Annotated in this window: 15 protein-coding genes; all 15 read right to left on the bottom strand. The window is 52.7% G+C overall.

Going from position 1 to position 15,073, the window contains the following annotated elements; all coding sequences use genetic code 11:
• Positions 1-31 precede the first annotated feature (31 nt).
• A complete protein-coding gene (locus KDC22_RS26195; RefSeq protein ID WP_173132476.1) occupies positions 32-874 on the bottom strand; it encodes a site-2 protease family protein in 843 nt (280 codons plus the stop codon).
• The gene (locus KDC22_RS26200) at positions 867-1,727 is read right to left on the bottom strand and encodes a M23 family metallopeptidase (protein ID WP_211720868.1); all 861 of its coding nucleotides are present in this window, start codon (positions 1,725-1,727) and stop codon (positions 867-869) included. The genes KDC22_RS26195 and KDC22_RS26200 overlap by 8 nt, the downstream gene beginning before the upstream one ends.
• Before the next feature lie 164 nt (positions 1,728-1,891).
• Positions 1,892-2,686 (bottom strand): septum site-determining protein MinD, encoded by a 795-nt coding sequence (gene minD / locus KDC22_RS26205; protein WP_211720869.1) that lies wholly within the window; start codon positions 2,684-2,686, stop codon positions 1,892-1,894.
• 5 nt (positions 2,687-2,691) lie between these two features.
• A complete protein-coding gene (minC, locus tag KDC22_RS26210; protein WP_173132467.1) occupies positions 2,692-3,351 on the bottom strand; it encodes a septum site-determining protein MinC in 660 nt (219 codons plus the stop codon).
• A gap of 81 nt (positions 3,352-3,432) precedes the next feature.
• The gene (gene mreD / locus KDC22_RS26215) at positions 3,433-3,963 is read right to left on the bottom strand and encodes a rod shape-determining protein MreD (protein WP_173132464.1); all 531 of its coding nucleotides are present in this window, start codon (positions 3,961-3,963) and stop codon (positions 3,433-3,435) included.
• Positions 3,963-4,832, bottom strand: a complete 870-nt coding sequence (gene mreC, locus KDC22_RS26220; RefSeq protein ID WP_173132461.1) for a rod shape-determining protein MreC — start codon at positions 4,830-4,832, stop codon at positions 3,963-3,965. The genes mreD and mreC overlap by 1 nt, the downstream gene beginning before the upstream one ends.
• Before the next feature lie 67 nt (positions 4,833-4,899).
• Entirely contained in the window at positions 4,900-5,934 is a 1,035-nt protein-coding gene (locus tag KDC22_RS26225; RefSeq protein WP_173132458.1) for a rod shape-determining protein, read from the bottom strand.
• A gap of 39 nt (positions 5,935-5,973) precedes the next feature.
• A complete protein-coding gene (radC, locus tag KDC22_RS26230; protein ID WP_173132454.1) occupies positions 5,974-6,663 on the bottom strand; it encodes a RadC family protein in 690 nt (229 codons plus the stop codon).
• A 26-nt stretch (positions 6,664-6,689) separates the two neighbouring features.
• The gene (locus KDC22_RS26235; protein WP_211720870.1) at positions 6,690-7,292 is read right to left on the bottom strand and encodes a Maf family protein; all 603 of its coding nucleotides are present in this window, start codon (positions 7,290-7,292) and stop codon (positions 6,690-6,692) included.
• Between the two features lie 37 nt (positions 7,293-7,329).
• Positions 7,330-7,575: a DUF4321 domain-containing protein gene (locus tag KDC22_RS26240; protein ID WP_036698966.1), complete on the bottom strand. Its 246-nt coding sequence runs from the start codon at positions 7,573-7,575 to the stop codon at positions 7,330-7,332.
• A gap of 177 nt (positions 7,576-7,752) precedes the next feature.
• Positions 7,753-8,985, bottom strand: coding sequence for an SPOR domain-containing protein (locus KDC22_RS26245; RefSeq protein WP_211720871.1), 1,233 nt, complete (start codon positions 8,983-8,985; stop codon positions 7,753-7,755).
• 77 nt (positions 8,986-9,062) lie between these two features.
• Positions 9,063-10,253 (bottom strand): glycosyltransferase, encoded by a 1,191-nt coding sequence (locus KDC22_RS26250; RefSeq protein ID WP_211720872.1) that lies wholly within the window; start codon positions 10,251-10,253, stop codon positions 9,063-9,065.
• A gap of 174 nt (positions 10,254-10,427) precedes the next feature.
• Positions 10,428-11,609: a glycosyltransferase family 4 protein gene (locus KDC22_RS26255; protein ID WP_211720873.1), complete on the bottom strand. Its 1,182-nt coding sequence runs from the start codon at positions 11,607-11,609 to the stop codon at positions 10,428-10,430.
• A gap of 195 nt (positions 11,610-11,804) precedes the next feature.
• On the bottom strand, positions 11,805-13,097 hold the full coding sequence (gene ltrA / locus KDC22_RS26260) for a group II intron reverse transcriptase/maturase (RefSeq protein WP_211720874.1): 1,293 nt from the start codon (positions 13,095-13,097) through the stop codon (positions 11,805-11,807).
• Between the two features lie 597 nt (positions 13,098-13,694).
• Positions 13,695-15,071 (bottom strand): UDP-N-acetylmuramate--L-alanine ligase, encoded by a 1,377-nt coding sequence (gene murC, locus KDC22_RS26265; protein ID WP_173132438.1) that lies wholly within the window; start codon positions 15,069-15,071, stop codon positions 13,695-13,697.
• Positions 15,072-15,073 lie beyond the last annotated feature (2 nt).

Genomic DNA, 15,073 nt, shown 5'->3' on the forward strand with positions numbered 1-15,073 from the left:
GGCTTCACCTCTGGTTTGAATCAATCTAGCTTCACATTCCGAAGTAAGAAGCAATCAGACGCTGCTCCGGTACAACGGCTACAATATTCCTGTCCTTGTTCATTACATAGATATAATGATAATGGTTACGTTTAAATAGACGCACTATATCGTCCAAAGGTTTCGCAGAGAAGGCAACTATTGGACGGGCAATGCTCTCTGCCAGCAGATACCGCTCATAGATCACTTCACGGTTCATCAAAAAAGCAACAAACCGGTAGGGCAGGTTGCGCTGGTCCGTGGAATTGGAATAGAGCAGAAATGCCCCGATCATCAGCAGGTTGAGCCGGAGTCCCCCGCCAGCCCCAAGCGGAAGCAGTGCGAAGACAATCACCAGCAGGCTGGCGGCAATACTGACCCGTCCGGTCCACAGCAGGGTGTAATAATACGGGAGCAGCAGACTAAGGGCTGCCTGAAGGATTTTGCCTCCGTCCAGCGGAAGTACCGGCAGCAGATTGAACAGCGCAATCATGGCATTGGCTCCAATGAAATAATCCAGATAAGCTATGCTTCCATACTCTGCCTGCTTGAGGGCCAGCGCCATCAGAATCATAATCCCGTTCTGCAGCGGCCCTGCCAGGGCAATTCCGATTTCACGCCCGGCAGTAAGCCGGCCATGGTCTTCGATCACCGCAACACCGCCGAACGGCAGCAATTGAACGGATTTGACGGTAACTCCGGTAAGCAGCGCCGCACAGACATGTCCAAGTTCATGGATGAATACGATCAGGAATAAGGTAAGCAGTTCAAGGAACTGTCCGGTGAGTACAGAGAACATGAGTATCAGCACGAAGAGCGGATGCAGCGACAGCTCAATACCCAGGATCCTAATCAAACGATACCACTTCAGCGGGATCAATATAAGTCTTGTCTTTCATAATCGCCAAAAAAAGCAAAGGGATCTGCGCATCCTCCGTCCCCTGAATCCAGCCTACCTCATCTCCGCTCTGCACCCAATCATCCACTGCCAGCCGGGTCCCGCTCAAATGACCGTATTCTGCCGTTATATCGCCCGTGTGGCGTACCGTGATGCGGATGCCGCCCCGGACTTCTTTGGAGACAGACAGTACCCGGCCCGTATCTACACTTTTCACCGTGACACTGGGGCTTGAATCGTCTGCCGTGATAATCTCAATTCCCTTGAGGGTTGTAGTGAAGGGACGCACAACGCTTCCTGCAAGCGGCGCACTAAGCTCATGAGGGGCTGATACCTTCTCGGCCGGTACCTCCTCGTCTCCGAAGATAGGAATGAAGGAAGGTGCTCCGTTGAAATGCTCCTCGTACCATACCTGCACAGCTGCGAAATCCATATCATGGCTGAGAACGTCCGTAATGAAATACTGCGACTTCACGGCCCATGGCTCCTGAACTGCAAAGATGCCCCATACCGCTCCAAAGACAAGGACACTTGCTACCGTCCGCCGCAGAAGGCCTCCGCCAAACCCCGGCCGCGGCCCTTCCCCGTCGTCATCCTCCCACCTGGCACGTTGCCGCTTCCACATGGCTTCGGGATCAGGCTCAGGGGAAGAAGCAAATTCATTCCTGTCATCTGTCCCCCATTCCCTGAATGAAGGAGGGCTGTCCGGCAGCCGGAACAGCTGTGGTCCTGCTCCGGTCTCCGCCTGATCGTCCAATAGCGTCTGTATGCGTTTCTTACGGCGGTTCTTGATCTCTCTCGGGTATTCCATATCGATCCCTCCGGCGGGCTTGTTTTACTTCCATTTTATGAACGGCGGAAGCTGCTTTAGAACAAGCCCTGACGAAGTTCCCGGGAACACAAAAAACCCGCTGGAGATTTCTCAGCAGCGGGCTTCGGACGGAAGATTGCCATATATAAGTGCCTGGCCGGGATTCAGCCCATTCCAAAAAATTTCTTAAGCTTCTTAAAAGCTCCCGGCTTCTGGTCAAGCTGCATCAGCGGCACTGCATCGCCAAGAATACGCCGGGCGATATTACGGTAAGCAATCGCTGCAGAAGAATCGGGGTTCATAACGGTAGGCTCCCCGTTGTTCGCTGCCTTGATAACCAGTTCATCATCCGGCACAATTCCGATCAGATCGATATTGAGCACCTGCAGAATATCTTCGATATCCAGCATATCCCCGGACTTCACCAGTCCCGGGCGGATCCGGTTAACCACCAGCTTGGGGGATTCCACATGTGACTGCTCCAGCAGGCCGATAATCCGGTCCGCGTCGCGCACCGCAGCATGCTCCGGGGTCGTGACCACAATCGCCTTGTCGGCACCGGCAATCGCATTGCGGAAGCCGTGCTCAATTCCGGCCGGACAATCAATCAGAATGTATTCGTACTCCTTCTTAAGCTCAAGGATAATATCCTTGACCTGCTCCGGTGTAACCGAGGTCTTGTCTTTGGTCTGTGCTGCGGGCAGCATGTACAGCTCATCAAAGCGCTTGTCCTTGACCAGCGCCTGATTCAGACGGCAGCGGCCTTCCGCCACATCGACCAGGTCATAAATAATCCGGTTCTCCAGCCCCATGACCACATCCAGATTCCGCAGTCCAATGTCCGTATCAACGAGACATACTTTTTTGCCCTGCAATGCAAGTGCGGTCCCAATGTTGGCTGTTGTGGTTGTTTTGCCAACTCCGCCTTTGCCCGAGGTTACGACAATCGCTTCTCCCATGGAGGCTACACCCCTTTAAACACATTTAAATCCTGACGTAATTTGACTATATTATGAATTTTGTCAATTTGCATAGCACCGCCAGACAGATAAGCAAACTCCATACTGCTCTCCCGGGTCCCCCACTCATCCGGAGGCCTGCTGATAATGTCAGCAATCCGCAGTTGGGTAGGTGACAGCAGGGAAGCGGCAATAATCGCCTCTTGATTGCCGTTGATTCCGGCGTGTGCCATCCCTTTGAGCGCTCCAAGAATATAGATATCCCCTGAACAGGTGATGGTTCCTCCCGGATTCACATCGCCGAGGAACAGCAGATTGCCCTCATGATGCAGCACCTGGCCGGAGCGGAGCATTCCGCTCATCATGAACAAGGCTTCCGTATCCTTCTCTTCAGGATCTTCGATAGCTTCAACCGAACGAATCAGCAGATTGCCCTGGCTCTTGAGAATCTCCAGTACCGCTTCTTTATCTTCTTCAGTAACAGCACGGTTGCCCAGCTTAATATCCACATGCACAATCGGTCCGGTCAGAATATTTTGATGGCTGTGCTCCAGCTTATAGCGAAGCTCGCTTAAGAGATCTTCAAAGGGACACTTATCGTCTAACAGGAATACCAGGCCATCCTTGATGCCCTTGATCCTTACATGCTTGGATTTAACTGTCATATGCCTGTCCCCCTATCCTCATTCATTCGTGCCGGGCCGGGCAAAATCCTTCTTTGGAAGCGAGGAAAATGCAGCGGCGGCTTACGCAGCTTCCTCATCGCGGGTCTCTTTCCCAAGCAACTCCAGCTGGCGCCGGAGCGGAATGTAGAGGAGCAAGCCGGCAGCAAAATGAAACAGCATAGTAGGCAGCATATGATGCAAAAGCGCCCAGTTGTACGGCTCCTGGCTCAGATTAAAAACTTTGAATATGCCAAAAAGCATACTATCCTCCAGCAGGCTGCCCAGCAGCACCACTGTCATCATCAGCGGCAGCGGAGCACGGGGAATCTGGAAGATCAGACCAATCAGGTAGGCGGACAAACCCATCGCGAAGGAATGCGCCCCCAGAATGCGGCCATAGAATACCACATCATGCAGCATCCCGAAGCATAAACCCATAATAAGTGCAGTATGCCGGTGATGATATACCGTTACGAAAAGAATAACGATGAATACGAGATTAGGAATCATCCGCATCTCCCAGACGTCAGGAATCAGCCAGGGAAGAATGGTGCCTTCAAGAATAAATAAAAGGAATAACAGCAGTATCAGGACGGGCCTGCGCATCTTCACTATTCTACACGCTCCTCCGTAAAGACAACGAAGAGTTCCTTCCAGTCCTGGAATCCAGCCGCCGGCTTGATAATTGCAGTGGAAGTCAGCCCGTACTCCCCTTTTTTCACCTCTTCAACCGTACCGATGGTCATCCCGCGCGGATACACACCACCGGTACCCTTAGAGATGATGATATCATCCTTGGCAATCGGATCTCCTACAGGAATTTTGTTCATGATCAGCCTTCCGGTCTGCTGGTCATAACGCTCGATCATCCCAAAGGTCTTGTCTTCCTTGTTAAACACCGTTCCCGCTATCGGCGGCTGGGAGTTGGGATCATAAATATCGAGCATCGTCATCAGCTTCACGGTAGAGGTGAAATTACTCACATTGCTTATGACTCCAACAAGTCCATCAATGGAAGTTACCGACATATTCAGCCTGATGCCATCCTTGGCACCAAGGTCAATGACGAGCGTATTGTTGCTTGGCTCTGTCGTCACACTGACCACGTTGGCAATATGATACTCATAGTTATAGAGATTTGCCTGTGCCTTGGTGAACTTAAGATCTTTTTTATAACCTTCATTCTCAGCCTTGATAAAATTTAACTGCGCCGCATCCCGAGCATATTGTGCAGCCAGAATCTTAAGCCGCTTGTTCTCTTCAGCCAGATCATGCAGATTCCCGATATCTTCGAACAAGCCCGCTATATATCCAGCGGGCTTGTAGAACAATTTCTGCACGAAGCCGGTCGTATCCCTGACGAAGTTCTCCGGCCAGGACAAGGTTTTCCTTTGCCCCAGACTGAAGCCCATCAGAACGATAAACGCAACCAGTGTGATCAGCAATATAAACAGACGTTTATTGTTAAACAGCTTAAACAATCTCGAGCACCCTCTAATAACCGTATTTCTCCCACATCAGGGGTAGACGTTCAAAGTCAGAATAATCCTAGCGCTTGGAGCGGAGGCCCGAACCACTGCGGCTCTTGAACAGGTGAATATTCTCCAGCGCCTTGCCTGTGCCGATTGCTACACAGTCCAGCGGATTCTCGGCCACGATCACCGGCATTCCGGTCTCGCGCGCCAGCAGCTTGTCCAGGTTACGCAAAAGCGCGCCGCCGCCCGTAAGCACAATACCGCGGTCCATTATATCCGCTGCAAGCTCCGGCGGACATTTCTCCAGCGTTACCTTCACGGCTTCAACAATCGCATTCACGGTATCTGCCAGCGCTTCACAAATCTCATCAGAGGTGATGGTCAGCGTCTTAGGCAGACCGGTTACCAGGTCGCGTCCGCGGATTTCCATCGTCTCTGCTTTCTCGAGCGGCAGGGCAGAACCCACATCCATCTTCAGCTGCTCGGAAGTGCGTTCCCCGATCATGAGGTTATACTGGCGCTTGATGTACTGGATGATCGATTCATCCGCATCATCGCCTGCCACACGTACGGAACGGCTGGTAACAATACCGCCGAGCGAGATTACAGCTACCTCGGTCGTTCCACCGCCGATATCTACAACCATACTTCCCGTTGGCTCCCATACCGGAAGATCTGCCCCAATGGCAGCAGCAAAAGGCTCTTCAATAATGTAGGCTTCCCGTGCTCCGGCCTGCTTCGTTGCATCCTCAACGGCACGCTGTTCCACGGCCGTAATTCCGGATGGCACACAGACCATGACATTCGGATGGCGCTGGAACATCGAGCGCTGCTTCTGTGCCTGGCGGATGAAATATTTAATCATGGTTGCCGTAGTATCGAAATCGGCAATGACCCCGTCCTTCATCGGACGGATGGCACGAATGTTGCCCGGTGTGCGTCCGATCATCTTTTTGGCGGATTCCCCTACTGCTTCGATCGTCTTAGTATCAGTATTAATGGCTACCACGGAAGGCTCTCTCACAACTATTCCTTTACCGCGCACGTAGACGAGCGTATTCGCTGTCCCCAAGTCAATTCCCAAATCTTTCGTAAAACCACCTAACATCTTGTATGCTCCTTTTCCTTGTGGATCTAGACAATTGTATTACATGTATCCTTTTTGTTTCAAACTTACATAGCTGCCGTCTCCGATGACCAGATGATCCAGTACATCGATACCGACAATTTCGCCTGCCTGCATCAGTCTGGAGGTCAGGGAGATATCTTCAGGGCTGGGCGTCGGATCACCGCTCGGATGATTATGTGCGCATATAATAGCTGCGCTGCTGCATTTCATGGCTGCCCGGAACACCTCGCGGGGATGCACAATGGAGGCGTTAAGGCTGCCCATGGACAATGTTTCCTGCGCAATAACATGATTCTTCGTATTCAGGAACAGGCAAATGAAATGTTCCTTCTGCAAGTAACGTAACTGCTCGGTCAGGATCTCCGCTGCGTCCTGGGGACTGCGGATAATCACCGGTTCTGTAAGCCGGGAATTCGCCATGCGTCTTCCCAGCTCAATGCCTGCTTTCAGTTGCACGGCCTTGGCAGGGCCGATGCCTTTGATTGTTGTCAATTCTTCAATGCTCAGGTCCGCCAGTCCGCGGAGCCCGCCTGTCATTCCCAGCAGCCGCTGGGCGATATGAATAGCTGATTCACTCTGCGCACCTGTGCGCAGCAGAATAGCCAGCAGCTCCGCCTGACTTAGTGATTCCGCCCCATAGTGCATCATGCGCTCTCGTGGTCGTTCTTCATGGGGGAGGTCACGCAGCATAAATGTTTGCGACTCCATCCCTAACCCTCTTTCCTCTGCTATCCCTAACGGTTCAGCACCGAAATGCCCAACCCGGACAACATGCTGCCAAGCAGTGACAACGGCAGACCGACCACGTTAAAATAACAGCCTGCAATCTCTTCCACCAGGGTGGCACCCAGTCCTTGTATCGCATAAGAGCCGGCTTTGTCGGCAGGCTCCCCGGTCGCTATGTAGGCGGAGATTTCATCTTCGCTCATTGCTCTCATAGTTACAGAGGTCATCCTGTGATCTACCAGGGTACGTCCCTCTGCGAGACCGATGCAAGCCACCCCGGTATATACCTGATGTGTCCGGCCCTGCAGCAGGTTCAGCATCCTTGCGCTGTCCTGCTCATCGACCGGCTTGCCGAGCACCATGCCGTCAATTACAACAATCGTGTCGCTGCCGACAATAACGGCAATCCGGTCTCCGGCTGATGGGATTACTGCCTCTGCCTTGCGTAAGGCCAGATTCCGCACAATAGCTTCAGGTGTCCATTCCGGCGGCGTACTCTCATCAGCATCGCTGACCAGCACCTCAAAAGGTAAGCCAAGCGACGCAAGCAGCTCACGCCGCCGCGGTGAACCCGAGGCCAGAATAATGTGCCGCGTGTTGTGATGCTCCACTGTAATAAACGTCCCTTCCTGATGCCGGCGGCTAAGGCTACAGCCTGCGGTACAGCCATACGGCTGTAATGATCCCGGCGAGACTGAGCAGGCACAATTTCAAATGGATTGTGATGTCATAAGTTATGATGTCCAGATCGGCTTGCGGCGACCACTTAAGAACAGTCGAGGCTGTAAGAAAAGACAGAGCTTGTACAGGTTCCAGCAGCTTGGCAATCCAGGCTCCGGCCAGCCAGCCCAGAATAAGAAATAACAGCAGTGTTCCTACATTTTTCTTCTTCATTCAAGTCTTCCCTCGCCATTTTTTGACACCCTAATTATTATACGGTGAAACGGGGTTCAATACAAACGCTAAATCCATTCAGGAAATGTTTACCACGCTAACAAACAATCCCCCGCCAGCAGAATGCCGGGTGCGGGGGATATTTCTTACGATTCTATGGGGACTCTGCTCAAGCTGTCAGCTCATGGTGGACAGCAGGTTTCTTTGGCCGGTCAGGAAGCTCATCATCGCCTCCTGTACTTCCCAGAGCAGTCCCTCTGCCTTACTCTTACTGTACTCGTTCAGCGCCGCTATTCCCCGGCTCATGGATTGCTCCAACCCGGTCGCGGCACTCCGCCCTTCCGGGGTCAGTCCCGGCTCAAGCGCCTTCACCGCCTGGGTCCACTGCATATGGAGATCGCTTACCGCTGCATTGCCGGTTCCGCCCGCAGCTCCGCTTAACAGCGAAGCAGACAAGCTGCTAAGCTCGCTTAACAACTGGCTGCTGACTGTGAAGTAGCCGTCCACGGCTTCCGCCGTTCCGGTATAGCTGACCCGGTTGACAGCAGGCAGGGCCAGCTCTCTCACGTACAGCTCGATTCCCTGAGCCTTCAGGCTGTTGCTGAGCAGCTTGGCCTGTTCACGGTCAGGCGACACCCCGGCATACACCCGGTTCCCGTCTGCAGGGTCAAGACCAGCAGCAAGACCTGCGGCCAGCAGCTCCTGCCGGGCCTGCTCCGCACCTGCCGGTGTGCTGAAGACGCCGTACTGCAGCAGATAATAGCTGGCTGCCGCCACCTGAACCGGAAGCTGCGCCGTCACCGCTGCCCCGGTCTCCGGGGCAGGCACGCCGGTGATGTCTGTTCCCGTATCTTCGTTCACGGCATTCTGGCCCTGCACGATTCCTGTCTTCACCGCCGCATTGCCGGTGTCCTTCCCGGTACCCGCAGTCCCACCGCCTATGAAGGACAGGGCGGCGTATCCGAGCAGGAGCCCTGTTCCAAGCGCGCCTGCAATGGACAGGGCGAACTTCCACCAATACGAGGGACGGCGGGTATGATAAGAGCCGCCATAGCGGTTCCCGTGCGTACCGTACTGGCCGTAACCGTCCACGGCTGCCTCAGGGTGATCTTCTAACAGCGGGTAGTGTTCTTCTTCCGGGTCCCATAGATTCCTTACAGGGACAGGTTGGATAATGGAATACTGCCCCGTATCATAATCTTCTTCAGGAAGCTCCACCTGCTTCAGATCCACAATATATTCATCTGTCCGCGAATACGGGGAATTCCTGGACTCCCCGCGCTGCATCTTGACTGTATCCTTGTCCTCCCGGACACTGCCCGTTTCCCGGACGGCCCGGAGTTCTGCCGTTTCTGCCCGTCTTCCGCCCTTGTCCCCGTCAAACCGGAACGTCATTCTTCCGTTATTCAATACCCACACCTCGCTATCTTCAGTTTCTATACTGAAATATATGAAAGAGGTGAGAGGGATATGCTATTTTAATATAGTTACACCAGATTCAGCACCTTCGCCTTGACCCCGTCTGCGGCATAATGCTCGCTTAGCGTCCGGTAGGCCTGATCCGCAATAATGGAGCCAAGCTCAGGCATTGTCAACAGCCTTACCAGATGATCGGCGAAGGCAGCCGGTGTCCCTGCCAGCAGTATATTCCGCCCCGGCTCACAGATTAATTCTTCCGAGCCATTCAAGCTGCTGACTACCGGAGTCCGGAGAGCCCAGGCTTCCAGAATCTTAACCTGGCTGCCGCAGCCCTCGGATAATGACACAACCACAGCCCGGGCGCGGCGGATATAGCCGGCTGACTGCTCAGCTTCACCGGTGCCGGTAATTACAATAGAAGAATCCTTCTGAGCCGCAGCCGCAACCTCAGGATGCACCTTCCCGCTGATAATATAGCAACGGAAGTCCGGCACCTCCGCTTGGATAAGCGGGTATACCTTCCTGAAGAACAGCAGGGCTGCATTCTTGCCGTGAGTGGAATCCATATCCCAGTGAAGAACGATGGAGTTATCCTTGAATGTATGCCCGTTGGCACAGTAAGGCAGCTCATCCAGATCAATGTAGGGAGGCACCACATGCACCTTGCCCGCATCAGCAAAGGATACGGCCTTGAAGGACAACGCCTCTCCTTCTGTAGCGGTCAGCAGCAGACTGGTCTTAGTCATTAATCTCCGCACTTCCCGGCGGACTAGTGCGGCATTCAGCTTATAGTAGCCTCGGCTAATCCCATGTCCGGCAGCCGTGCGGCTCTGCGGCTGCCGGCCCCCGAAGCGGCGGACATCGGTGACGATGACCGCTTCGGGGAGCAGTGAGGATACCAGGTCCATATTTCCGAGCATACCGTGCGCGACAAACACATGGCTGTAGGAATGCAGGCGGCACATCTCGGTGATAGCCGCCCGCAGCGACTTGCCGTTGCCGGTTACCGCTACTTCGGAACGGGGTCTCTTGAGCCGGAACAGCAGGCTTCTCCGGGCAGCCGCAGGCTGCTTCACCTGATGTACCGTGAGGGCAGGATTGCGCAGAACCGGTGTCTCACGGCGGAGGTGGCTATACTCCAGCAGATCAATATCAAACCGCTCCAGCAAAATATCAAGAAAATTCTTTGTTCTTATGTATCCTTCCGTATCTTCCGGGGAATGACTCCGGGCGGAAAGGAACAGCATTCTCTCTCTCATGGCTATAGCTCCTTGGTTCTATGTAAATGTGTATTAATGTGTACGAAGTAAAGAGGCTGGATGTCATCCAGCCCCAGAATATGAAACTTTCGATGTAGATCAATAGTAACGCATTCCCGCACAGAAGGCTGTCGATTTATGGGGAAAAATAATTTTCTCGTCTTCAGCATCCCTTCAGACCAGACTCAGCAGCTTGTCTTTGACTTTTTCCGTCTCATAATTTGCCAGCAAAGTCTCATAAGCACGGGCTGCAAGCCCTACGCCCCTTGCATGATCCTGAAGCAGCAAAGTTACACTATCGGCAAAAGTAACGTGATCATCGGCAATCATAATATTCCCGGAATGCTCGTAGAGCAGACCTTCCGCCCCCTTGGAGCTGGACACCACTGGTGTCTTCAGCGCCCAGGCCTCCAGGATTTTCAGGCGTGTTCCGCTGCCTTCCTGCAGTGGAGCAATCACCACCTGCGCCTTGCGTATATAATCCGCTACACTGTCTACATACCCGGTGATGACGATAGAGGAATCCTGCAATGCCAGAGCGGCTACATCCGGATGCACATCCCGCCCGACTATATACCACTTGATATCCGGAACTTTGGCCTTAACCAGTGGATATACATGGCGGTAGAAGTAGAGTGCTGCGTTAATGTTAGGGAAGTAGTTCATATTACCCGGAAGAATAATCCACCGTTCTTTGGAGAGAACAGTCTTAGCCCGGTAATCATTCAGGCGTATGAAGTTAGGAATGACATGGACCTTGTGTGACTGGCTTGCCGACAGTGCCTTGAATGCCGTGGCATCTTCTTCCGAGGTAGCCAGCAGCAGAGTGGTCTTGTCCATCAGCTTACCCTCGTCTCTGCGCGTCCACCTTGCATTCAGGGAATACAAGACCTTGGCGATCCCCCTCTTCCTGCTTGCAAGCTGCGCTGACAAGCCGCTCTCAAAATTATGCGCATCTGTAATGATTACAGAATCAGGCAGGGTGCGCCGTACAATGTCAATACAGCAGCCGAGCAGACTATGCGATATAAAAACATGGCTGTAGGCATGCCGGCTGCACAGCTCGGTAATCTTCTCCTTCATATCCACATCCACATGGCTCATATAAGAGCAATTCCGCCATTTGTACAAGGAGCGGAGGATCGCTCTGCGGTAATTGATGGTACGCTCCACTTCATGCACAGTAAGGGACGGCAGTGCTTCCCGCGTCTGTTCCTTCCGGGAACTGGGATAGGTGAGCAGATCCACATCATATTTGGTAAGTACAATGTTCAGAATGTTGCCGGTTCTCAGCTTGCCGCCGCTATCCTGCGGATAGGGATTCTCTGCAGATATAAATAGCAATTTGTCCCTCATGGCTTCTTCTCCTACTCTCCATCTTTGATCTATAGGCCCCGAACAGTCCAAGGCTTCTAGCCTCTATTACCCTAAATGCAGGTTGAGACCTGTCTAGAGTAAAGGGCTGGTACAACCCAGCCCCTCCTCATCAAACCGTACGTGAGGTTTTCCCTCATACGGCTTTCCGATGTTTGTCATTCATGGGCATGCAGATTACAATAGCGTTTTTAGTCCACACTTATTGACCATATACTTGACCTCCGGGAATGAACTCATCCATCTCCTCCGTTGTCTCTTCTTCGCATACCACCGCGTAAATCGCTGCAGGATATACCAATCCAGCTTGGCTAATCTCTTTTGGCTGTAGTTCGTGTAGTAATAATTTCTCCATCCCTGTATCTTTGGATTGAGCCATTCCACGTGTTCCACGAACGATTTCCAGCGCATGCCGGGCGGTGCTAATCGGTCTTTGACCACGCCTCGGATACGTTCCTCTGCCTTCTTCGTTAGCCACTGCTGGGTGGTATAGTACACCTTCCCTTGAGAAGTTTCTGCTTTCGTTTTTCGGTGGTGCATTCCTAAGAAGTCGAAGCCTTCGTCTCCTGTCCACAGACCTACAATGCGGGTTTTGGTCGGATGCAGCGTGAGTTCTAGACGTTCCATAATGGTGCGGATGAGTTCATACGCATGTTCTGCATCCTTTTTGGTTTTACAGACCACGACGAAGTCGTCTGCATACCTCGTCAGTTCTCCCAGTCCACTTCCGTGTTTTTCCCATAACCGGTCAAAGTAGTTCAAATAGATATTCGCCAGCAGTGGCGAGATGACACCACCTTGGGGTGTCCCTAGATCGGAGCGCCGTACCTTTCCTTCTTCCATTATTCCCGCATGAAGCCACTTCCGTATGAGCTTCAGAATCCGTCTGTCATTGATACGCATCTGTACCAATTTCATGAGTTTCTCTTGATTGATATGGTCGAAGTAACCTTGGATATCGACGTCGACTACCCAATTTCCTTTGCGGTTGCAGGCTTTCCGGATTCGCTCCAGCGCTCCTTTGGCACTTCGTTTTGGACGAAATCCGAAGGAGACTTCTTTAAAATCGGCTTCAAAGATGGGTTCAATCACCAGTTTGGTTGCCATTTGTAAGACACGGTCCCGTACGGTAGGGATGCCTAGCGGTCTTGGCTTCCCATCTTTCTTCGGGATATAGTGCCGCCGAACCGGCTGCGGATGGTAGCTGCCTTCTTTCAATTCTTGCTCACAGCTTTTGAGAAATCTCGTCACTCCTTGTTTCTCGATTTCAGCGAGCGTTACGGCATCCACTCCCGCAGCTCCCTTATTCGCTTTCACCCGTTTCCAGGCTTCGCATAGCACATCCCACCGGTAGACTTTGTCGTACAAGGCGTGGAATTTACGCTTGTTGTTCTCCTTGGCCGCATGACCTAGCTTTTCTTGGAGTTCTTGAACTTTTTCCTTGGGTGTCGTTAGCCGTTTGGCATTCACTCACTCGTACCTCCTCCAAAAGCGTAAACAAAGCAGGGCTCCTTCCCTCCCTAAGGTTATGTTGTCCTTAGGTTCTTCGGTACTACGAGCCCCTCGGACTCCCTTCCCACAGACGGTTCACTTCGTCTTCTGGACTTATAGAGCGCCTCTTTACGGGTTCCTAAAAAAAAAATTCCGTGTGGGGGAGGGTCTCCCCAGTTCACTGCATTATCTTTCAATCCATGCCGTTCCCTATACGCCGGAGGGTTCTTCACTGTTGTTCCAAGTTCTGCACAGCTTCCTTGGCCTTCGTCCATAATAGCGGGACTCGGCTCCCTCTGTTCCCCTTTGCAGGGCCTTTTTGACGACGCGGCAGGATTCACTTGATGTTGCGGCCTGAATTGTTGCTCGCCCGGTCTCTGACCAGTACTTTTGTCGATGCGCTTTTACACACAGATTTCGCCATGTGCAAGCATCCTAGCTACAAAGGTAGCTTGGTCCCTCCTTTGGTTGGACTTTCACCAACTAGATAATGCGTGCCTCTGGGCACGCCTATAGCAAAAAAACGGCTTTCATCCCTCTTCATCAAGGGATAAAAGCCGTTCTTGTCAAGCCATCTTACCGGTTCTTCAGGTTGTCTGCCAGAGCATAACCAACCTTCCAGATATCACCCGCACCCATGGTGATTACCAGATCACCGGGAGCAATGCGGTTCTGCAGGTCAGCCAGCACATCTTCCTTCGTCGGCAGATGTCTTGCTCCGGCATTGCTGTTCTGTACAATCAGCTCCACCAGCTTGGCGGAGGTAACTCCCTCTATCTGCTTCTCACCCGCAGGAGAGTAGATATCGGTAATAATCACTTCGTCCGCTTCGCTGAACGCGCGGCTGAACGCATCCAGCAGGAAGAAGGTACGCGTGTAGCGCTGCGGCTGGAACACGGCAATAATCCGTTTGCCGGTTGCCTTGGCGGCACTGATGGTAGCCTGAATCTCTGTTGGATGATGCGCATAATCATCAATGACGAGGATCTCGTCAACCTCTCCCAGCACCTGGAAACGCCGTTTGGCACCGTGGAATTTCACGATCGCAGCAGCAATGGCCTCAAAGGCAATGCCTGATTTCAGACAGGAAATCACCGCAGCCATCGAATTGTACAGATTGTATTGACCCGGAATAGACAGCTCAATACGGCCCAGCACTTCAGTACCGTGGTTCATCGTGTAGGACACCTGGCGGTCTCCCAGCACAATATCGGTCGCCGTGTAATCTGCCGTCTCTGAATGAATCCCATAGGTAATGACCGTGCCTGTCACCTTGGGCAGCAGAGACTTCACATTCTCATCGTCTGCGCACACAATAGCGGTCCCGTCCTCACGGAGCTGGTTCATGAACTGAACATAAGCATCCTTCAGCTTGCCGAAGTCGCCGCTGTAATTCTCCAGATGGTCAGCCTCAATGTTCGTTACAATCCCAAGCCAAGGATGATATTGCAGGAAGGAGCCGTCACTCTCATCGGCCTCCGCAACGACGAACTCCCCTTGTCCTGCCTTGGCGTTCGTACCGACATTCATGATCTCTCCGCCGATAATATACGTAGGGTCCACTCCGCAGTCTTCCATGACCAAAGCGATCATAGAGGAGGTGGTAGTCTTGCCGTGCGCTCCGGCAACAGCTACCCCCTTCCGCTGATTCAGCAGCCGCGCGAGCATCTGCGAACGGTGCAGAATCGGAATCTTCAGCCGCTCCGCTTCCACCCACTCCACGTTATCCGCCGCAAGCGCCGTAGAATAGACGACCAGATCTGCGCCTTTTACCTGTTCCGCCGTATGCCCGATGAAGACCTTGGCACCCTTGGCAATTAATTTCTCCGTTAACTCTTGTGCAGCTACGTCAGAGCCTGTAACTGTATATCCCATCTCCAGCATCACCCGGGCAATCGCGCTCATGCCATAGCCGCCGATCCCTATAAAATGCACACGTTCAGTAGTATCCAACA

It is taken from the genome of Paenibacillus tritici (assembly GCF_018207515.1).
In the GTDB taxonomy this organism is placed as follows: Bacteria; Bacillota; Bacilli; order Paenibacillales; family Paenibacillaceae; genus Paenibacillus_AQ; species Paenibacillus_AQ tritici.